Consider the following 18,507-nt stretch of genomic DNA (forward strand, 5'->3'; position numbering starts at 1 on the left):
ACCCGACGGCGGTCAGGCCTTCGCGGCCCGGGCGGTGGCGAGGTGCTCGGCCATCCCGCGACCGAGTCCGCGGACGAGTGCTCCGCCGGCCTCCCCGTCGCGACCCTTCGCGGCGGCGCGGAAGCCGTCGAGGGCCTGTTCGACGTCCCAGAAGACGAACTCGGGCTCGCCGATTCGGACGAACTTCGCACGGTTCAGCAGCGATTCGCTCGTCTTGAGCAGCAGTTCGTTGCCGGACTTCTGCACCATGAACGCGATCGCGCGGTCGATGTCGTCGTTGAGGGCGCGGTCCTCGGCCTTCGCGTGCGCGCGCATGTCGTCGAGGATGGCGCCGAACGCCTTCACGTCGTCGTCCTCGAAGCGGGGGAAGGACCAGCGCGCGGCGAGTTCACCGAAGCCGAAGAGCATCTGGAAGGCGTCGTCGTAGGCTTCGCGGGTCGGGGAGGCGACGCGGGTGTACCGGTTCGCCTCCATCTCGACCAGGCCGTAGTCGACGAGCTTCGCGATCGCCTCGCGGATCGGGGTGCGACTCACACCCAGCCAGGCCACGAGCTCGTCGTCGTTGAGGCGTTCGCCGGCCTGCAGGGTCCCGTCCTGGATGGCCGCGAGCATCTTCTCGAGGACGACGTCCCGGAGGAGCTTGCGCGGCGAGTTCTCGACGGTCGACTTGGGTACCGGCATCCGGGTCTCCTTCAGAAGGTGTTCGGTATTCAAATCCTAACGTGACATTGCGCAAACGGTTGCAAAATCACTGGCGGGAGGCGCGGATCACCGCCGCACGTCGACCACCGTCCGCCCGTGCACCCGTCCGGCGACCACGGCAGCGCCGACCTCGATCGCCTCGGCCAGCCCGACGGTCCGCGACACCGCCCGGAGCAGCGCCGGGTCGAGGTCTGTTCCCAGCCGCGCCCACGCCCGCTGCCGCAGGTCGAGCGGCGCCGCGACCGATTCGATGCCGAGCAGGGACACCCCGCGCAGGATGAACGGCAGCACCGTCGTCGACAGCGCGGTGTCCTGCGCCAGCCCGCACGCCGTGACCGCCCCGCCGTACCGCGTCGCCGCGAGGACGTTCGCCAGGGTCGCACCCCCGACGCTGTCCACGGCACCCGCCCAGACCGCCCGCTGCATCGGCTTGCCGGGGTCGGCGAACTGCGCCCGGTCGACGACGTCCGTCGCACCGAGTGCCCGGAGCGAGTGGCCGTTCTCCGGCCGACCGGTCGACGCCGTCACCCGGTACCCACGAGCCGCGAGCAGGGCGATCGCCACCGTGCCGACCCCGCCCGAGGCCCCGGTCACCAGGACCGGTCCGTCTTCGGGTGCGACCACCCGCTCGAGCGCCAGGACGCTGAGCATCGCCGTGAAGCCCGCCGTGCCGATCGCTGCCGCCAGGTCGTCGTCGAGGTCCTCCGGAAGCGTGACGAGCGAGTCGACCGGGACCACGCACTGCTCCGCCCAGCCGCCGTGTCGGGTCTCGCCCGCGCCCGCGCCGGTGAGGACCACGCGCTCGCCGACGGCCACGTCCCGCACGTCCGAGCCGAGCGCGGCGACGGTGCCCACCACGTCGATGCCCGGCACGAGCGGATCGGCCCGCACCACGCCGGGGTCGCCGGCGACGGCCAGGCCGTCCTTGTAGTTGACGCTCGACCTCGTGACGGTGACCAGGGCCTCACGGCTGCCGGGAGCGGGCAGGTCGACGTCGGTGACGGCGGGGGCGGCGGAACGGGACACGAGGACGGCACGGGTCATGCGCGCGACGCTACCCCGGGCCTCCCGGTCGGGTGCGGGCCTGATGCGTGCCCGACGGTTCGCGCTCAGCGACAACGTTCGCGCCCGCTCGCACGAACGGTGTCGCTGAGCGCGAAACGCGCCCGCCCGCGGACCGCCCGCGATCAGCCGAACATGATGGCGGCCTCGTCGTACCGGTCCTGCGGCACGGTCTTCAGCTCGCCGAGCGCGTCCGCGAACGAGACGTGCACGATCTCGGTCCCCTTCAGGGCGACCATCCGGCCCCAGCGCTCCTCGACGACCGCGTCGATCGCGGCCAGCCCGAGCCGGGTGGACAGCACCCGGTCGTACGCCGTCGGGGTGCCACCGCGCTGGATGTGGCCCAGCGTGGTCGCACGCGTCTCGATGCCGGTCATCTCCTCGATGAGCGGGGCGAGGCGCTCGCCGATGCCACCCAGGCGCGGCCGGCCGAAGGCGTCCAGGCCGCGCTCGGTGTGCGCGGTGTCCTCGTGGTCGGGGACGAAGCCCTCGGCGACCACGACGAGCGGTGCGCGGCCGCGGTCGTAGGCGGCCTGCACCCACTCGCCGATCTGCGCCAGCGACGTCTTCTGCTCGGGGATGAGGATCGCGTGCGCGCCCGCCGCCATGCCCGAGTGCAGGGCGATCCAACCGACGTGGCGGCCCATCACCTCGGCGACCATGCAGCGGGAGTGGGACTCGCCGGTGGTGCGGAGGCGGTCCATCGCCTCGGTCGCGATCGCCACGGCGGTGTCGAACCCGAACGTGTAGTCGGTGGCGCCCAGGTCGTTGTCGACCGTCTTCGGCACGCCGACGATCTGCAGGCCGGCGTCCGTGAGGCGCTTCGCGGCCGCCAGGGTGCCCTCGCCGCCGATCGCGACGACGGCGTCGATGCCGTGTCGTTCCAGGGTCTTCGTGATGTTCTCGACGCCGCCGTTCGGGCCCTCGAAGGGGTTCGTGCGGCTGGTGCCGAGGATCGTCCCGCCCTGCTTCGCGATGCCCTGGATGTCCTTGCGGCCGAGCGGCACGATGTCGCCCTCGACAACACCCCGCCAGCCGTCGCGGAAGCCGACGAACTCGTGGCCGTGGATGGCGATGCCCTTGAGCACGATGGCGCGGATGACCGCGTTGAGGCCGGGGCAGTCGCCGCCGGAGGTGAGGATGCCGATGCGCATGGTGACTCCCGTGGTCGGGTCCGGAGGGACGTGCCCATCATGTCTGACGGCGGTTCCGCTTACCATCCCTGCATGCCCTCCGTCCGTCCCGTCGCCGCAGCTCCGGCGGCCCGTCCCGGCGCGGACGACGGTGCGGGTCGCGTGGACACCGTGTACCGGCCGGGAGGCCCGGTGGACGTGGTCGCGACGCTGCGGCCCCTGTCGCGCGGCTCCGGCGACCCGGCCCACCGGGTGGTCGGCTCCGACGTGTGGCTCGCGCTCCGCACCCCGGAGGGGCCGGCGTCGGTGCTCGTGCGCCCCGTCGGTGACACCGTCGCGATCAGTGCCTGGGGTGCCGGAGCGTCGTGGGCGGTCGCGCACGGACCGGACCTGGTCGGCCGCGGGGACGACTGGACCGAGCTCGACGTGTCCGCACATGCCTTCCTCGCCCAGGCGCGACACCGTCAGCCGGGGTTACGGCTGCTGCGGACGAACACCGTCGTCGCGATGCTCGTGCCGGCGATCATGGAGCAGAAGGTGACCTCCCGCCAGGCCTGGCGGGCGTGGCGGTACCTCGTGCAGCGCTTCGGCACGCCCGCTCCCGGGCCGGCTCCGGCGGGCATGGTCGTCCCGCCGGACGCCGACACCTGGGCGCGGATCCCGAGCTGGGAGTGGCACAAGGCCGGCATCGAGCCCGGACGGTCGGCGACGGTGATGCGCGTCGTGCGGGTCGCGCCGGCGCTCGAGCGGACGCTGACCCTGGGCCGGGGTGGCGAACTCGTCGCGAGCCGGCTGCAGTCGATCCCGGGCGTCGGGCCGTGGACCGCCGCCGAGACGGCGCAACGGGCGCACGGTGATCCGGATTCGCCAAGTGTCGGGGACTACCACGTGCCCGCGCTCGTCGGGTGGGCGCTCACCGGCGGACCGGTCGACGACGACGGGATGCTCGAGCTGCTCGAACCCTGGCGGGGGCACCGGGAGCGGGTCGTGCGGTTGATCGCGGGCTCGGGCTTCCGGAAGCCGACGTTCGGGCCGCGGATGACGATCCAGGACCACCGGGGCCACTGAACTCAGGGGTGGTGGGTGCCCTCGCCGGCCAGCACCGCGCGGTAGCCCTCTCGGAAGGTCGGGTAGCGGAACGCGAAGCCCGTCGAGCGGAGCAGCGCGTTCGACAGGCGCTTGTCACCACCCGCCTGCCGGTCCGATGCGGGGCCGTGCTCCGGTGTCGGCAGATCGAGTTCGTCGGCGAGGAACCGCAGCACGTCGTCGAGACGGACCGGCTCGTCGTCCGTCCCGAGGTACGTCGGTGCCGGGTCGTCCAGCGTCGCGAGGTGCACGATCGCGGCGGCGGCGTCGTCGCGGTGGATGCGGTTCGTGTGCGGGGACGCGGCATCAGCCGGAGCGAGCCGGGCACTGCCGGAGCGGACCTGGTCGATCAACCGCTCGCGGCCGGGGCCGTAGATGCCGGACAGGCGGAGGAGCACCGCACCGGCGACCCGTTCGCGGAGCAGTGCCTCGGCCTCGACCAGGACCCTCGCCGTCGGGGTACCGCCAGCGGCCGGGGTCGCCTCCGTGACCTCGCTGCCGTCGGACACGTCGTACACGGCGGTCGAGGACACGACGACGACCCGCGGGCTCGCCCCCGATCGGTCGATCCCGTCCAGCACGTTCCGCAGACCGTCGACGTAGGTGGCGCGGTACTCGTCCGGGTCGCGGCTGCCCGCGGCCAGGGCGACGACGACGATCGCGGTGTCGGGGTCGATCTCGGGGACGTCACTCCGGAGGTCGGTGCTCCGGCCCTCGATCGGCACCGGCAGGAGTTCAGCGCGGCGACGGAGGCCGACGACGCGGTACCCGAGGTCGGCGAAGCGGAGGGCGGCCTCGGTGCCGAGGTCGCCGCAGCCGGCGATGACGACGGTCTGGTGTGCTGACATCTGTCGACCTTCCCACGGATGCGGTCACGGCATCACATCGCCGGAGTTGGGTCCGAGCGTCTGCCCGGTGTACAGGTCGCCCGCTGGTGAGGACGCGAGCAGCAGGGCGGTCGGGGCGACCTCGTGCGGGACACCGAACCGCCCGATCGGGAGTTCGGCTGCCTTGTCGGCCCGCCACTGCGGCGTCATCCGGTCGGTCATCGGCGACACGACCGGACCGGGCGCGATCGCGTTGACGAGGACACCCCGCCCGCTCCACTCGATCGCCGCGCTCTTGGTCAGTGCGATGACGCCGGCCTTCGCGGCTGCGTAGTGCGCGACCTCGGACCCGCCCTTGATCGCCAGTTGCGAGGCCAGGTTGATGATGCGCCCACCGCCGTCGCGGAGCATCAGACGACCGACCGCGCGCATCATCAGGAACACGCCGGTGAGGTCGACGGCGACGATCCGGTTCCAGTCGGCCGTGGACAGCTCCTCGAGCGGCGCCTGGGAGAGGACACCGGCGGCGTTCACGAGGACGTCGATGCCGTCGAGTTCGGCGTCGACGGTCACGACGACGGCCTCGACGTCCGCCTCGTCCGTGACGTCCAGGACGACGGTCAGGACGTCCAGCCGCCGGGCGACCGCTTCGAGGGCATCGACGTCGCGGTCGGCGACGGCGACCTGTGCACCGGCGGCGACGAAGGCCTCGACGATCGCGAGCCCGATGCCGCTGGCACCGCCGGTGACGAGCGCGGTGGCTCCGTCGAGGTCGAACACGTCGCCGCGCATCAGTCGGCCATCAGGATGGTCATCCCGCCGTCCACGAGGAGCTCCTGTCCGGTGACGTACCGCGCCTCACGGCTGAGCAGGAAGCGGATCACGGCCGCCGCCTCCGCCGCGGTCCCGACACGACCCCACGGGATGCGGGCACCCGCTGCCTGGAGGCCCGCCGCTCCGAGCGAGTTCGTCGCGTCCGTCGACTGCGGTGTCTCGATCAGGCCGGGGATGACGGTGTTCACGCGGATCCCGCGCGGCGCCAGTTCGGCGGCGGCACTCCGGGCGAGCCCGATCACCGCCGCCTTGCACGCGGCGTAGTGGCTGTGCGCGACCCAGCCGTAGACGCCGCCCGCGATCGAGGAGACCGCCACCATCGACCCGCCGGAGCCGAGGTGGCGCGCGCCGGCGCGGAGGGTGCGCATCACGCCGTTGAGGTCGACCTGCACCATGTCGTCCCAGGCGGCGTCGGTCATGGTGTCGAGCGGCTGCCGCCGGAGCACGCCGGCGCCGGCGACGACGTGGTCGACACGGCCCCACCGGTCGAGCGCCGCCTGGAACACGGCGTCGACGTCCTCGGTCCGGCGGACGTCGGCGGGGACGGTCAGCGCTCGACCTCCGGCCGCCTCGACGGCTGCGACGACGACCGAGGGGTCGTGCGGGTCACCGGCGAACACCGGGATGACGATGTCGGCCCCGTGCTCGGCGAGCTGGACGGCGAGTGCTGCGCCGATCCCGCTCGCGGCGCCGGTGATGACGGCGACCCGTCCGGCGAACTCGGAGTACACGGCCTCCGACGTGGGCGTGCTCAATGCTCGATCACCGCCACGCGCTTGGTCGCGAGCATGATCAGCCCGGAGAGGACCATGCCGCCGGCACCCACGACGACGGCCGCCGGTCCGAGACCGACGTTGCCGGCGACGAGGGCGGTGAGCACCGCGGACCCGATGATCGATCCCGGCTGGCCCATGGCGGTGACGAACGCGGAACCGGTGGCGCGGCAGCTGGAGTCGAAGCACTCCGCCTGCAGGAACAGCAGGGAGGCGTACGGGCCGAGCAGGAAGAACAGCGTCAGCATGTACGTGATCAGGACGTACCCGAAGTCGTCCGGGCCGAGGACGAACAGGGTCCAGCACACCCCGGCGAGCAGCCAGCCGCCGACGATGGTGGTCTTGCGGCCGATGACGTCCCCGAGCCAACCGTGGAACAGGTACCCGGCGGCGCCGACGACGTTGGAGAGCACGATGATCAGCAGCGACATGCTCGTGTCGACGCCCTTCACGTCCTCGAGCATCGTGGTGCCGAGCACGCTCGTCGTGGTGATGCCGAAGTAGTTCACGATCCACGCGATCGACAGCACGACGGTGTTGCGGGCGTAACGCTTGCCGAAGATCGCCCGCAGTGACGGTCGCTCGTCCTCGACGACCCCGAAGCGGGCCGCGATCCGGCTCGCCTCGTCGGCGCGACCGGACTTCCGGAGCTGCCGCAGGTACGTGTTGAGACGGTGCTGCGGGGTCTCCTTGATGCCCTTGCGGAGGAACAGCACGAACAGCGCGGGGACGGTGGCGACGAGGAACGCGATCCGCCACGAGTCGGGTCCGAACAGCCCGTTGATCCCGGCGATGAACGCGGCGGCCAGGAGGGCACCGATCGGCCATCCGGTCTGCACCAGGCTGTAGAAGAAGCCGCGGCGCTTCCGGATGCCCTCGATCTCGGTGAGGGCGAAGACCTCGTTGAGGTAGGTGGAGTTGACCGACTGCTCCGCCATGCCGAACCCGCTCAGCGCGCGGAAGCCGACGAGCGAGGCGACCCCGGTCGAGGCCGCCGTCAGCAGGGACGACAGTGCCGCGCCTCCGATCGTGACCATCATGCCGCGACGGCGGCCGAGCCGGTCGACGAACAGCCCGACCAGGATGACGACGACGAAGACCCCGACGCTGACGAGGGTGTTCGCCAGCAGCGCGGTCTGCTGGTTCCACCCGAAGTCCTCGGCGATCCGGGGCAGGAGCGTGCCGAACATGATGAAGTCGTAGACGGCGAGGGTCCAGGCGAAGAAGGCCAGGGTGGCGCCGCGTTTGGTCTCGGCGGCGCCGATCGCCGGGAACGTCCCGGTGTCGAGCTGGACGTCCTCCGGCTCGCGGATGGTCGTGGTGGACATGGTCTTCCTCTCGATGCTGCGGTGCTGGCGGATCGGGTGGGCCGTGCGTGGTGGAGCGTCGGCGGATCAGGAACGCGGATCAGGGACGGCGCTGGGGGTAGGAGCCCCGGCCGCGCGCGCGGAACTCCGCATGCACACGGTCGTGCGGAGCGTCGACGGCGAGCAGGACGGCGAGCAGCAGGCGGGACTTGAGTCCGTCGAGGGACCCGGCGGGGACGAGTCCGGCGGCGAGCAGGTCGACCTCGCCGCCGGGGAAGCCGTAGGTCGCCGCGAGGGTGGGCCCGGCGCCGGTCCGCGACGCCATGACGACCGGCATCCGCCGGGCCAGCGTGCGGACGGCGTCGAGGGTGCGTTCCGCCACGTGCCCGCCGCCGAAGCCCTCGATGACCGCGCCGCGGTAGCCGAGGTCCCCGAGCGCCTCGAGGACACGTCCGTCGTCGTCGAGGCTGACGCGGTGCAGGGCGACCGGTGGCAGCGGGGCGACGTGGTCGGTGACGGCGGGTGCCTGCTGTGCGGGGGCGTGGAAGACGGGCAGTCCCTCCGCGACCCAGCCGAGTGGCCCGGTCCCGGGCGAGGTGAACGCCCCGGTCGAGGACGTGTGCGTCTTCCGCACCGTGCTGGCGGCGTGGACCTCGTCGTCGAGCACGACGAGCACGCCGCGGCCCCGTGCGGCCGGTTCCAGGGCCACGCGCACCGCTGCCAGCAGGTTGGCCGGACCGTCCGCGCCGGGCGCGGACGCGTGGCGCATGGCGCCGGTGACCACGAGCGGTTCCGGGTGGTCCCAGCCGAGGTCGAGCAGGTAGGCGGTCTCCTCGATGGTGTCGGTGCCCTGCGAGACGACGACACCCGATGCGCCGGCCTCGACCGCTCGCCGTGCGGCTCCGAGGGCGCTCTGCACGTCGTCGAAGCCCAGGGACGGCGAGGGGACCAGGGTGAGCTGGTGGGCGTCGACCCGGGCGGCCTCTGCGATCGCGGGCACGCCGGCGAGCAGGTCGTGGGCGTCGAGTCGCGGGACCGCACCGGGCCGGTGAGCGGGGCCTCCCGTGTCTCCGGTGCCTCCGGTCGTGATGCTCGCGATGGTCCCGCCGAGGGCCAGGTAGGTCACCGTCGGCAGCGTGGTGTCGATCACAGCGCCGGCTCCCGCCGTCGGGCCACCGCTTGCGCGAGGCTCCGGTACGTCCAGTCGGCGCCGTCGTCCGGACGGGAGGCACGCAGCCGCTCCGCCACGACGGTCCAGTCGGTGGTCCCCGGCCCGACCCGGTCGACCGCGTCCAGCACCCCGTCGACCCCCTGCGCGAGGACACCCTGACCGGTCGGCCCGACGACGAGCACCCGGACGGTCCCGGGCGCCTCGTGCACCCGCACGTGTTCCGGGGTGAACAGGCGAGCGCCCCAGGCGACCAGCGCCAGTTGCGCCCGCTTGCGTGCTGCCGGCGAGTCCTCGACCCCGCGGGCGTACGCGTCGGGCGTTCCGCCGGCGCTGCCGCATGCGCCGCACATCAGTACTCGCGCGGACGCTCGGGGCGGGCGAAGGGGAAGCGGACGCGGAAGTCGTCGGCGATCTCGTTCATGGTGACGAACCGGACGCCCTCGTGTCCGCCGATGTACTCGATGAGCCGTTCGATCATGAGCAGCACCTGGGGTCGCCCGGACACGTCGGGGTGGATCGTGATCGGGAACACGGCGTAGTCGAGCTCGCGGTACACCCAGTCGAACTGGTCCTTCCACATCTGCTCGACGTCGCGGGGGTTGACGAAGCCGTGGCTGTTCGGGCTCGACTTGATGAACATCATCGGCGGCAGGTCGTCGACGTACCAGTTCGCGGCGATCTCGACGAGGTCGATCTCGTGGCCGTGCACCAGCGGGGTCATCCAGGTGTGCGGGTCCTGGGCGTAGTCGATCGGCGTCCACGAGTCGCCGACGATCGAGTAGTAGGGGACGAAGTCCTTGTGCTGCTGGCTGTGGTCGTAGCTGAACCCGAACTTCTCCAGCAGCGTCGGCGTGTACGCGCTCAGCTCCCACCAGGGGGCGACGTAGCCGGTCGGCTGGGTGCCGGTGAGCTGGGTGATGAGTTCGACCGAGCGCTCCATGACGGCGTCTTCCTGCGCCTCCGTCATCGCGACGGGGTTCTCGTGGCTGTACCCGTGGGCGCCGATCTCGTGCCCGGCGTCGAACAGGGCCTGGCACTGCTCGGGGAAGGTCTCGAGCGAGTGGCCGGGGATGAACCACGTCGCCTTGATGTCGGCGCGGTCGAAGACGCGCTGCAGCCGGGGCACGCCGGTGCGGCCGGCGTAGATCCCGCGCTGGATGTCCGACGGTGAGTCGGCTCCGCCGTAGGAGCCGAGCCAGCCCGCGACGGCGTCGATGTCGACGCCGAAGGACACGAAGATCTCTTTCACCATGGGGCACCGTCTCTCGTCTGCTCTGCAAGATGTGCAATCGTTTGCAACTGGTGAGAGCGTGCCATCCGACTGTTTCCGTCAGCGTCGGCGGACGTAACGAACGTGTTTCGCCAGATCGGCAACCGGGACGGTGTGTGCACGGTTGCAACCGTTCGCTGCGGCGCTGGCGCGACGATGTGTCACTTACACTGAGCGGATGGGCAGCACGGACGACCAGGTCGGGCACGAGCCCCCGGGTCGTCGCGGCGAGGTCAACCTCCAGGCGATCGCGGGGCGCGCCGGGGTGCACGTCTCGACCGCGTCGCGGGTGCTGCGACAGACCGAGCCGGCCCGGGGCTGGAGTGCTCCGGCCCAGCGCGTGATCGCAGCGGCAGCGGAGCTCGGCTACCGCCCCAACCGGCTCGCCTCGTCGTTGCGCACCCGGCGGTCGAACACCATCGGCGTCGTCATGCCGCGGCTCGCCGACACCGTCATCGCGTCGATCTGCCAGGCCGTCGAGTCGGCTGCCCGTGCCGCCGGCTACCAGCTGCTGCTCACGACGCCGCCGGACGAGATGGGTGCCCAGCTCGAAGCCGTCGACTTCCTGCTCTCCCGCCGGGTCGACGGTCTCATCGTCAGCTCCCTGCACCTGTCGTCGCAGATCCCCCGTCTGGCGAACCTGTCGGTGCCGATCATCGCGACGAACCGGCACCCCGGCGACTGGCTGCCCGCCGTGGTCGCCGACGACGTCGAGGGCGGCCGCCTCGCCACCGAGCACCTCCTCGCCCTGGGACACCGGCGCATCGGTGTCGTGGCCGGTCCCCGCCACGCCAGCACCGCGGTGGAGCGGGTCGCCGGCTTCCGGCTGGCGCACGAGCAGCGGGACCTGCCGGTCGACGAAGCGCTCGTCGTCCACACCGACTTCGAGGTCGAGGGCGGCGTGGTCGGGGCGCACACCCTGCTCTCGCTCGCCGACCCACCCACCGCCGTCTTCGCCGTCAACGACACGGCGGCCATCGGCGTGATGGGTGCGGCTCGCCAGCGCGGCCTGCGCGTCCCCGAGGACCTGTCGATCGTCGGGTACAACGACATCGCGGTGGTCGCGCAGCTCCCCACGCCGCTCACGACCGTGCACTCCCCGCGGGCGACGATGGGGGCCGTGGTCGTGGAACGGCTGCTCGCCGCGATCGGCGGCGGCGCGGTGGACGGGGCGGTCCTGCCGGTGTCGCTCGTGGTGCGGTCCTCGACGGCGGCCCCGGCGCACTGACGACGACGTATGCTCATGTCGACGTCACGTCGACACCGACGCGTCGTCCGTCCGGATCGTGCCACGAAGTCGAACATCGATGCACTCCTGAGGGGCATGATGGCCACCGTCGACGACGGACCTCTGCACCAGCCGACGCACGACACGCACGCCGCCTGGCACGACGTCCGCATCGAGGCGGTCGGATCGGACCCCGAGACGGCGGCGGCCGAACTGAGTGCCTTCTACTCGGGCCACGACTGGGCGGTCGTCACGACCGATCGGCCGTTCTCGTACCGCTACAGCGCCGTGGGGGACGGTGACGTGACGCTGCGGCGGTTGCAGTTCTCCGGCGGGCTCCGCGGCACGGTCCCGCCGACGGACGACTACATCGTGCAGTGGCTGACGGCCGGGGCGGGCACTCCCGACGTGCTGCAGGACCGCGTCCCGGTGGTCCTGGACGTCCCGATGCTGTTCCCGACGGCGCGCGAGTTCGTCGTCGAGTACGCCGACCACGACCAGCGCCTCGTGCACATGTCCCGCCGACTGGTCCACGAGGTCGCGGACGAACTCTTCCACACGGGTCCGGTCAGCGACCTCGGGATCGACCACCTGCACCCACTCGACCCCGCAGCGGTCGCGCGGTGGCGCAGCAGCCTGCACCTGCTCTCGCGTGCGCTCCGGGAAGGTCCCAGCGGCAGGGACGGCGGCAGGAGCGGCGGCGGCAACCTGTTCCGGGCCGCCCTGTCGCGGGCCGTCGTCGTGGCGTTCCTGCGGATGTACCCGCCGCGAGCGGTCGCGTTGCCCGCCTCGGTGTTCCTGCCACGGCGCGAGCGGCTCCGTGCCGCGGTCGAGTACATCCACGAACACATCACCGAGCCGCTCCGGGTCGCGGACATCGCCCTGGCGGCTGGCTTCAGCGTGCGGGCCACCCAGGAGGCCTTCCAGCACTCGATCGGTCGGTCACCGCTCCACTACCTGCAGCACATCCGCCTGCACCGGGTCCGGCTGGACCTCCAGCACGCCGGACCGGGGACCTCGAGCGTCCGCGAGGTCGCCCAGCGGTGGGGGTTCGAGCACCTCGGTCGGTTCTCGGCGGCCTACCGGGTGGCGTTCGGCGAGTACCCGCACACCACACTGCGACGCTGACGGAGCGCCGACGAGACCCGGACGCACCCGCCGCCGGAGTCCACCCACGTCCAGATGTCCGACCACACATGTGGCGGGCCTACCGTCAGGATCGGTTGTCGGTCCCGGTGAGCGGCGCAACAGGAAGTCGGCGCTCGTGGATCGTATGCAGGCCATCACATGGCGGAACGACGCGGGTGGGCACTGGACCGCCCGCCGCGACGGGGTCGTCGTCGGCACGATCGACCAGGGCCAGGGGTTCGAGTTGCACTCCACGGACGGCACGGTCCACGGATCGCACAACTCCCTCGGCAACGCGCAGGCACAGCTCGACGCCTGGGCCGCGTGGGGGACCGGGCCGCAACACCCCTAGCTCAGCAGGCCGGTACCAACGGTCCTCGTCGTGCGCAGATCAGGCGGTCGACGCACCACCTTCGGCGGCCGCGTCGCCCGCCGCAGCCGTGCTCGTCACCGGCGCCTCGGCCAGTGCCGGGTCCACCGGCTCCGCGACCGACACCGGCGTCACGCGGCGGACGACCTCGTCCGCGCCGGCGATCCCGAGACCGGTGAAGAGCGCCGACCAGAGGTCCCGGAGCTGGAGTTCGGTGGCCTCCACCGTGCGCGAGCTCGCCCGGGTGCGCAGGACGCCGAAGGTCGACGAGATCACCAGGTCGGCGGCGCGGGCGGCCTCCGGGTCGTCGGCGTCCAGCCCTCGGGCGACGGCGAAGTGCTCCAGCGTGTACCCCCGCCAGGTGAAGGCCCGGGGGAGCGGCTGCCCGGCCTCGCCGAGCTCCTGGCTGACCCGGATCGCCCCGGCGGCGACCGGGCACCGCAGTGCGTCGAGGCACGCGGACAGCAGCATCGTCACCAGGTTCGCGAGGCCCGCGGGCTCGGTCGTCCGGGCCGCCATCTCGAGCCAGCGCGCCTGCTGCTGCTCGACGACGGCCGCGGCGAGGTCGAGCTTCGACGGGAACAGGTGGTACCCGACGGCCGACTTCGGACGGTTCATCGCGGCGGCGACGCTCGCGAACGAGGTGCCGTCGTAGCCGTGCTCGGCGAACTCGGCAGCGGCTGCCTCGACGATCTGCTGGCGTGTGCGGGCCTTCGCGGCCTGGCGTTGGTTCATGCTGCTCCTCGCCCGACGATCCCGGTTGGTTCGTGCCGCTCGATACTACGAGCCCGGTACCACTGTCGCAGGTCGGGGCGGACTGAGCAGTTCATCAGACGATCGTCTGGTGGAACTCGGCACTTTCCCGTGTTCGGACGCCAGGTTGTCACCCACCTCAGTTGCAGCGTCGCGCCCGCGCGCCCTGCGGCTCCGTCGACCTGGAAGGCACACCGTGCAGATCTCCCGCCGCACTGCGCTCCTCGGCATCGCCGCCTCCGTCCCGATCGCCTCGGCCGTCCTGGCCGCCCCCGCCGAAGCGGCGACGACCACGACCGCCACGTCCGCGGCGACCACCGCGTCCGACCCCGGCGTCCTCGCCGTCCAGAAGTGGCTCAACAAGACCTTCGGCCACGTCGCCGGCTGGGTGCACGTCACCGAGGACGGCCAGACCGGAGCCGGGACCGTCACCGGTCTCGCCCAGGCGACCCAGTCCCTCCTGGGCATCACGCCCGTCGTGCCGACGGTGGGACCGGCCACCAGGAAGGGTCTCGAGCAGCACGGGGACGTCGGCCACGAGGTCGGACCCGACGCCGAGACCTGGCGGAAGCTGGCCCAGGCCGGGCTCGTCTGCAAGGGCTTCCCGACCGTGGCGACGACCGGCACGTGGGACGCCCCGACCGTCGCCGCGGTGCAGGAGCTCCGGACCGAACTCGGTGTGGCCCTCGGCGTCCCGACGCTCTCCCCCCACCTGTACGGTGCGCTGCTGACCACCGACCTGATCCGGCTCGCCACCGATGGCTCGTCCACCATCCGCTCCGTCCAGCAGTACCTCAACCGCACGTACGCCGAGGCGGACGGCGGGGCGTACGGCAGCACGAGCGGCCTGGTCGACACGAGCACCGCGTCCGCTGCCGTCCGGGCGATCCAGATCGCGTCCGGGTCCGCGTCGGTCGACGGGGTGTGGGGGCCGGGCACCGCAGCCGGTCTGCGCGCCGCGTCCGCCAGCGTCGTCGGCGTCGGCGCGAGCGGGCCGTGGGTCCAGCTGGTGACGGCGCTGCTGGTGCTCAACCGCGAACGGGTCCCCTTCGACGACGTCTTCACGGCGGCGGACGCCGACGTGGTCCGCGCGTTCCAGCAGTTCCAGGCGTTCCCGGTCGCCGAGCAGACCGGCACGTGCGACTTCGGCACGTGGGCCGCGTTGGCCGCGAGCAGTGGCGACGCCGGCCGCGCGACGACCGGTGCCGACATGGCCACGAAGCTCGACGCCCGCCGGGCCACGGCGCTGGCCGCCGCCGACGTCCGGGTGGTCGGGCGTTACCTGACGAACTCGCAGGCCTCCGGTGCTCGTGACAAGGCGCTGACGGCCGAGGAGCTGCGGGCGATCGGCGATGCCGGACTCGGGCTGTGGCCGATCTTCGAGGAGGGCGGCGACGAGGCGTCCTGGTTCACCTTCGCGCAGGGGATCGTCGACGCGCACCGCGCCCAGGACGCCGCGAAGCACCTCGGGATCCCGAAGCAGACGACGCTGTACTTCGCCGTCGACCTCGATGCCAGCACGGCCCAGATCGACGACGCGGTGCTCCCGTACTTCCGGGGCGTGGCCACGGGCCTCCGGGACCGCGGGAACGTCCACAAGGCCGGTGTGTACGGCTCCCGCGCCACCTGCTCCGCCGTCAGCCACGCCGGACTCGCGCACTTCTCGTTCGTCGGCGGGCTGTCCACCGGGTGGACCGGCAACCAGCTCCAGCCGCTGCCGTCCAACTGGTCGTTCAACCAGATCCAGGGACGCACGATCGGCTCGGGGGGGTCGGCCACCGAGATCGACGCCGTCGTGGTGTCCGGCCGGGACCCCGGCGTGCCGGCCGCGCAGCTGCGTGGACACTGACACGGCCATGCGGATCCCACCCGCCCCGGTCCCGCCCGAGGACCGACCGCCCGCGGTCCCGCCCGTCGGCCCGCCGACCGGCCCGTCGCAGTCGTCCGCGGTCCCACACCAGGTGCTCTACGTCTTCGCCGACTTCCAGGAGATGGTGCGCGTCGACTGCTGGTGCAGCCACGACGGTGACCACGTCGACGCCTACCCCTTCCACGAAGAGATCATCCGTCCGCTCATCGACACCATCGTCCGGCGCGTCCGCCGCCGCCCCAGGAGAGGCCAGACCCCATGAACACCATCACGCCCCCGAGCCCGCTGGGCACCAACCGTCGCAGCCGCACCCAACGTGCCGTGGTCGTCGTGCTGGCCGTCGCCCTGGTGGCGTCGACCGGCGTCCTCGCGGTGCTCGCCGCGACGCCCGCCAGCGCCGCCACGATGACGAGTGCGTCGACGACCACGTCCGAGCAGCAGGTCGCCGCCGCGGACCAGACGGACTCCACACACCTCGACGAGGTCGGCTCCCTGGTGCTCCGCCGTCTGCTGCTCGCCGACCCGGTGGCGCAGTCGAAGTGGCTGAGCGGCAAGCCGATCGCCGACCCGGTGCGCGAGCAGGCGGTCGTCGACGAGGCCGTGTCCCTCGCCCGACAGCAGGGCGTCGACCCGGACCTCGTCACCCGGGTGGTCCGGTCGCAGATCGCGGCGAGCAAGGTCGTCCAGCGCGGCCTCATCACGTCGTGGACGCACCACCCCGCCACCGCTCCGACGACCGCGCCGGACCTGGCGACGATCCGCCCGCAGCTCGACGCGATCGACACCGACCTGGTCGCGGCGATCGGCGCCGCCCAGGCGACCGCCGGCAGCCCGCAGTGCGCGCACCTCGTGGTCGCCGAGCGGAAGCGCCTGTCGGCGGGCCTCGACTCGCTGCACCGCAAGGGCATCCGCGACGCGCTCGCCGGGTTCTGCACCGCCTGACCGACGGCTGCCGCGGGGCGGTGACGAGCCGAGCCTCCCGTCCGTCGTGATGACGGACGGGAGGCTCGGCTCGCGTCGTGTGGGTCGGCGTGCGTTCGCTACTGCACCGCCTTGTCCGAGTACCGCGTCACGGTCTGCGGCTGCCCGGACACCGCGCCGGTGGCGGCGGAGCCCTGCCCGTTGACGACGTGGTCGATCGTGCCGGCGTTGGTGTTGAGCGCGACGGTGGTCATGTCGTGCAGCACCACGCCCGGTCGGTCCGGCACCTCGAACGACTGCGTCGCGTGCAGCGACGGGTTGACGTTGGTGAAGATGTAGCTGCCGAGACCCCAGGCTTCGTGCGTCTCCACCTTGTCGGACACCTTGTACGCGGCCCAGCCGTTCACCTTCTGGTGGCGCCAGGAGGCCTGGTCCGGAGCGTCGTACGGCAGCTCGTTCTGGAAGAACACGGTCCGCCCGCGCTCGCCGTTCCACACCACGTTGTACTTCTGGTAGTGCTCGACGAACAGGCCGGTGGCGGTGACGTCGTCGCCGTTCACGACCACGCCGGTGTCGGCGGTGTTCACCGTCCAGCCGACGGAACCGGCGACACCGTGGTCGGCGCGCCAGGCCCAGATGTCGTCGAGGATCGTGTGGCTGCTGTTGACCTCGAGGCTCGTCGTGGCCTTGCCGACGTGCGGGCCGCCGATGCGGAAGAACACGTCCTGCAGGGCGGTCGGGTCGGCGGCGCTGCCGGCGGTGGCCGGGTTGCGGTCGACCTTGTGGTGACCACTGCCGATCCGCAGCAGCGTCGGGGAGTCGACGGGGCCGGCGTCGAAGGTCAGCCCGGCGATGTCGACGCCCCGGACGTCACCGACGACCATCGGGACGGCACCGGCCTGCGCGGTCAGGGTCGCCATCCCCAGGCCGAGCACCACGGTGTCGGCACGCGTGACGGAGATGCTCTTCGCGACGTCGTAGACGCCGGGCGTGACCAGCAGGTGCTTGCCCTTCGCGAGGGCGGCGTTGATCGTCGCGACCGAGTCCGAGGGGTGCGCGACGAAGAAGTCGCTGAGGGGCAGCGACCGACCGGGGGTGTGCCCGTTCGCCCAGCTGGTTCCGACCGAGTTCGTCGCGGCGCTCGGGACGAACACGCGGTACGCCCCGCTGTCGTCGACGTACAGGTACGGCTTCTCGCGGGAGACCGGGGTCGCCGTCAGCGTCGTGTACGGCGGCACCGGGAAGGACTGCGCGGGGGCGTTCAGGTCGCCGGAGAACACCTGGTTCCAGACGCCGTTCGACCATCCGGCACCCAGGTCGGTGTTCCGGACGTAGAACTGCTGCTGCGAGCCGTTCAGCGCCCCGCCCTCGAGCTCCGAGTCCGCGACGAAGCCGCCGCTGGCGTAGTTCGGGTCCTCGCAGTAGGGCATGAAGGACGTGTAGTCCTGCACGTCCACGCGTCGCATCGGCGCGGCCTGCGAGACGGCCCACATCTCGTTGCCGGTGTGGCAGGCGTCGGCGGTCGGCACCACGTGGATGGTCAGGTTCGACACCGACCGCCAGAAGGTGTCGAGCGAGCCGCTGCCGTTGCGGCCGGTCGCGGTCACACCGCCGTTGATCGTCACGCCGCTCGGGTCCTGCCCGAGGCCGTCGACCTCGGTGGAGTACCCGACCCGGATGTCGAGCGGGTTCGCCGCCGAGCCGTAGGTGCCCGGCTTGAAGAAGAGTGCGTACCGTGCGGTGCCCATCTCGTTGTCGACCTGCTGCTCGTAGACGGCGTCGACCTTCGCCTGGATGTCCGCCTGGGGCATGTCCGGGGAGAAGACGAGGACGTTCGGGCCGAGGTCGCCTGTCGGTGCGGGGGCCGGGGGTGCGGCGACGGCGGTCTGGGTCGTGGCGAGGACGCCGAGCGCTGCTGCGCCCACCGCCACCGTCGCGCCGATGACGCGTCGGCGGGTTCGGGCCCGTCCGAGGGGCGCTGGGGAGAGGGGGTTCACCGTGACCTGCTTCCTTGCAGATGTGCGGACACCGTGGGGCGCCCGGCGACGTCGCTGTCACCGGGGCGGACGACG

At 72.2% G+C, this 18,507-nt stretch carries 19 protein-coding genes; 7 read left to right on the forward strand and 12 right to left on the reverse strand.

Going from position 1 to position 18,507, the window contains the following annotated elements; translation table 11 throughout:
- Positions 1-12: 12 nt before the first annotated feature.
- From DEI97_RS00470 to DEI97_RS00480, 3 genes are all read right to left on the reverse strand, one after another.
- Positions 13-681 carry a GntR family transcriptional regulator gene (locus tag DEI97_RS00470; protein ID WP_111075391.1) on the reverse strand — a complete coding sequence of 223 codons (669 nt, stop codon included), beginning with the start codon at positions 679-681 and terminating at the stop codon, positions 13-15.
- 87 nt (positions 682-768) lie between these two features.
- Entirely contained in the window at positions 769-1,746 is a 978-nt protein-coding gene (locus DEI97_RS00475; RefSeq protein ID WP_111075392.1) for an MDR family oxidoreductase, read from the reverse strand.
- Positions 1,747-1,889: 143 nt separating this feature from the next.
- Positions 1,890-2,918, reverse strand: coding sequence for a 6-phosphofructokinase (locus DEI97_RS00480; RefSeq protein WP_111075393.1), 1,029 nt, complete (start codon positions 2,916-2,918; stop codon positions 1,890-1,892).
- Between the two features lie 72 nt (positions 2,919-2,990).
- Here DEI97_RS00480 and DEI97_RS00485 point away from each other — a divergent pair, with 72 nt between their 5' ends.
- Positions 2,991-3,965, forward strand: a complete 975-nt coding sequence (locus DEI97_RS00485; protein ID WP_258376736.1) for a DNA-3-methyladenine glycosylase family protein — start codon at positions 2,991-2,993, stop codon at positions 3,963-3,965.
- A 2-nt stretch (positions 3,966-3,967) separates the two neighbouring features.
- Here DEI97_RS00485 and DEI97_RS00490 read toward each other — a convergent pair whose 3' ends face one another.
- The 7 genes from DEI97_RS00490 to DEI97_RS00520 form a co-directional block, all read right to left on the reverse strand.
- Positions 3,968-4,831, reverse strand: coding sequence for an NAD-dependent epimerase/dehydratase family protein (locus DEI97_RS00490; RefSeq protein WP_111075394.1), 864 nt, complete (start codon positions 4,829-4,831; stop codon positions 3,968-3,970).
- 24 nt (positions 4,832-4,855) lie between these two features.
- Positions 4,856-5,602 carry an SDR family NAD(P)-dependent oxidoreductase gene (locus tag DEI97_RS00495; RefSeq protein WP_111075395.1) on the reverse strand — a complete coding sequence of 249 codons (747 nt, stop codon included), beginning with the start codon at positions 5,600-5,602 and terminating at the stop codon, positions 4,856-4,858.
- Positions 5,602-6,399, reverse strand: a complete 798-nt coding sequence (locus DEI97_RS00500) for an SDR family NAD(P)-dependent oxidoreductase (RefSeq protein ID WP_258376737.1) — start codon at positions 6,397-6,399, stop codon at positions 5,602-5,604. Before DEI97_RS00500 ends, DEI97_RS00495 begins: the two co-directional genes overlap by 1 nt.
- Positions 6,396-7,745, reverse strand: coding sequence for an MFS transporter (locus DEI97_RS00505; RefSeq protein WP_181439293.1), 1,350 nt, complete (start codon positions 7,743-7,745; stop codon positions 6,396-6,398). The genes DEI97_RS00500 and DEI97_RS00505 overlap by 4 nt, the downstream gene beginning before the upstream one ends.
- 79 nt (positions 7,746-7,824) lie before the next feature.
- Complete coding sequence (locus tag DEI97_RS00510; protein ID WP_220039219.1) at positions 7,825-8,874, reverse strand: asparaginase; 1,050 nt, start codon at positions 8,872-8,874, stop codon at positions 7,825-7,827.
- A complete protein-coding gene (locus DEI97_RS00515; RefSeq protein ID WP_220039220.1) occupies positions 8,871-9,245 on the reverse strand; it encodes a hypothetical protein in 375 nt (124 codons plus the stop codon). The genes DEI97_RS00510 and DEI97_RS00515 overlap by 4 nt, the downstream gene beginning before the upstream one ends.
- On the reverse strand, positions 9,245-10,147 hold the full coding sequence (locus DEI97_RS00520; protein WP_111075396.1) for a polysaccharide deacetylase family protein: 903 nt from the start codon (positions 10,145-10,147) through the stop codon (positions 9,245-9,247). The genes DEI97_RS00515 and DEI97_RS00520 overlap by 1 nt, the downstream gene beginning before the upstream one ends.
- A 196-nt stretch (positions 10,148-10,343) precedes the next feature.
- Between DEI97_RS00520 and DEI97_RS00525 the strand changes: the two genes are divergently transcribed.
- The 3 genes from DEI97_RS00525 to DEI97_RS00535 all read left to right on the forward strand — a co-directional run bounded on the left by DEI97_RS00525 (position 10,344) and on the right by DEI97_RS00535 (position 12,873).
- Complete coding sequence (locus tag DEI97_RS00525) at positions 10,344-11,393, forward strand: LacI family DNA-binding transcriptional regulator (protein ID WP_111075397.1); 1,050 nt, start codon at positions 10,344-10,346, stop codon at positions 11,391-11,393.
- Between the two features lie 99 nt (positions 11,394-11,492).
- Entirely contained in the window at positions 11,493-12,521 is a 1,029-nt protein-coding gene (locus tag DEI97_RS00530; RefSeq protein WP_181439294.1) for a helix-turn-helix transcriptional regulator, read from the forward strand.
- Positions 12,522-12,666: 145 nt separating this feature from the next.
- On the forward strand, positions 12,667-12,873 hold the full coding sequence (locus tag DEI97_RS00535; RefSeq protein WP_111075399.1) for a hypothetical protein: 207 nt from the start codon (positions 12,667-12,669) through the stop codon (positions 12,871-12,873).
- Positions 12,874-12,912: 39 nt separating this feature from the next.
- Here the strand turns inward: DEI97_RS00535 and DEI97_RS00540 are convergent, their stop codons facing one another.
- The gene (locus DEI97_RS00540) at positions 12,913-13,626 is read right to left on the reverse strand and encodes a TetR family transcriptional regulator (protein WP_111075400.1); all 714 of its coding nucleotides are present in this window, start codon (positions 13,624-13,626) and stop codon (positions 12,913-12,915) included.
- Positions 13,627-13,840: 214 nt separating this feature from the next.
- Here DEI97_RS00540 and DEI97_RS00545 point away from each other — a divergent pair, with 214 nt between their 5' ends.
- From DEI97_RS00545 to aroQ, 3 genes are read left to right on the forward strand one after another with little or no spacing between them, the layout of a single operon-like run.
- The gene (locus DEI97_RS00545) at positions 13,841-15,493 is read left to right on the forward strand and encodes a glycoside hydrolase domain-containing protein (protein ID WP_181439295.1); all 1,653 of its coding nucleotides are present in this window, start codon (positions 13,841-13,843) and stop codon (positions 15,491-15,493) included.
- Between the two features lie 7 nt (positions 15,494-15,500).
- Entirely contained in the window at positions 15,501-15,776 is a 276-nt protein-coding gene (locus tag DEI97_RS00550) for a hypothetical protein (RefSeq protein ID WP_221849065.1), read from the forward strand.
- A complete protein-coding gene (aroQ, locus tag DEI97_RS00555; protein WP_111076470.1) occupies positions 15,773-16,456 on the forward strand; it encodes a gamma subclass chorismate mutase AroQ in 684 nt (227 codons plus the stop codon). Before DEI97_RS00550 ends, aroQ begins: the two co-directional genes overlap by 4 nt.
- A gap of 98 nt (positions 16,457-16,554) precedes the next feature.
- On the opposite strand, the gene DEI97_RS00560 is transcribed toward aroQ, so the two are convergent.
- Positions 16,555-18,432 (reverse strand): pectate lyase-like domain-containing protein, encoded by a 1,878-nt coding sequence (locus tag DEI97_RS00560; protein WP_111076471.1) that lies wholly within the window; start codon positions 18,430-18,432, stop codon positions 16,555-16,557.
- Between the last annotated feature and the right edge of the window lie 75 nt (positions 18,433-18,507).

Origin of the sequence: Curtobacterium sp. MCLR17_032, from assembly GCF_003234795.2 — a bacterium.
Taxonomy (GTDB): domain Bacteria; phylum Actinomycetota; class Actinomycetes; order Actinomycetales; family Microbacteriaceae; genus Curtobacterium.

Bases quoted from the DNA above. Each gene is read 5' to 3' on its own strand.
- DEI97_RS00470 (WP_111075391.1), bottom strand. From the start codon at position 681: ATGCCGGTACCCAAGTCGACCGTCGAGAACTCGCCGCGCAAGCTCCTC.
- DEI97_RS00475 (WP_111075392.1), bottom strand. From the start codon at position 1,746: ATGACCCGTGCCGTCCTCGTGTCCCGTTCCGCCGCCCCCGCCGTCACC.
- DEI97_RS00480 (WP_111075393.1), bottom strand. From the start codon at position 2,918: ATGCGCATCGGCATCCTCACCTCCGGCGGCGACTGCCCCGGCCTCAAC.
- DEI97_RS00485 (WP_258376736.1), top strand. From the start codon at position 2,991: ATGCCCTCCGTCCGTCCCGTCGCCGCAGCTCCGGCGGCCCGTCCCGGC.
- DEI97_RS00490 (WP_111075394.1), bottom strand. From the start codon at position 4,831: ATGTCAGCACACCAGACCGTCGTCATCGCCGGCTGCGGCGACCTCGGC.
- DEI97_RS00495 (WP_111075395.1), bottom strand. From the start codon at position 5,602: ATGCGCGGCGACGTGTTCGACCTCGACGGAGCCACCGCGCTCGTCACC.
- DEI97_RS00505 (WP_181439293.1), bottom strand. From the start codon at position 7,745: ATGTCCACCACGACCATCCGCGAGCCGGAGGACGTCCAGCTCGACACC.
- DEI97_RS00515 (WP_220039220.1), bottom strand. From the start codon at position 9,245: ATGTGCGGCGCATGCGGCAGCGCCGGCGGAACGCCCGACGCGTACGCC.
- DEI97_RS00520 (WP_111075396.1), bottom strand. From the start codon at position 10,147: ATGGTGAAAGAGATCTTCGTGTCCTTCGGCGTCGACATCGACGCCGTC.
- DEI97_RS00525 (WP_111075397.1), top strand. From the start codon at position 10,344: ATGGGCAGCACGGACGACCAGGTCGGGCACGAGCCCCCGGGTCGTCGC.
- DEI97_RS00530 (WP_181439294.1), top strand. From the start codon at position 11,493: ATGGCCACCGTCGACGACGGACCTCTGCACCAGCCGACGCACGACACG.
- DEI97_RS00535 (WP_111075399.1), top strand. From the start codon at position 12,667: ATGCAGGCCATCACATGGCGGAACGACGCGGGTGGGCACTGGACCGCC.
- DEI97_RS00540 (WP_111075400.1), bottom strand. From the start codon at position 13,626: ATGAACCAACGCCAGGCCGCGAAGGCCCGCACACGCCAGCAGATCGTC.
- DEI97_RS00550 (WP_221849065.1), top strand. From the start codon at position 15,501: ATGCGGATCCCACCCGCCCCGGTCCCGCCCGAGGACCGACCGCCCGCG.
- aroQ (WP_111076470.1), top strand. From the start codon at position 15,773: ATGAACACCATCACGCCCCCGAGCCCGCTGGGCACCAACCGTCGCAGC.